1 tRNA gene is annotated in these 283 nt (G+C 41.0%); it reads left to right on the forward strand.

The window, feature by feature from the left end:
* Positions 1 to 34: 34 nt before the first annotated feature.
* Positions 35 to 110, forward strand: a tRNA-Ala gene (locus tag ABJ225_RS22330).
* Positions 111 to 283: the final 173 nt, after the last annotated feature.

The following is a 283-nucleotide window of genomic DNA, read 5'->3' on the forward strand; positions in this document are numbered from 1 at the left end:
AGGTTCGAATCCTGTCTTCCCGACCACTTTCTTTGGGGCCTTAGCTCAGCTGGGAGAGCGCCTGCTTTGCACGCAGGAGGTCAGCGGTTCGATCCCGCTAGGCTCCACCAAAAAAATCATAAAAAGTGTTGACAACTTGGTTGAAAACATGATAAGATGATTAAGTTGCTCAAGAAAAGCAACGAACATTTGAACCTTGAAAACTGAACAAAACAAGACAAACACGTCAACGTTAATTCTAGATTTATTTTTAAAAGAGCTATTCAAACTTTTTATGGAGAGT

This window comes from Rossellomorea sp. RS05 (assembly GCF_039822645.1).
Classification (GTDB): domain Bacteria; phylum Bacillota; class Bacilli; order Bacillales; family Bacillaceae_B; genus Rossellomorea; species Rossellomorea marisflavi_B.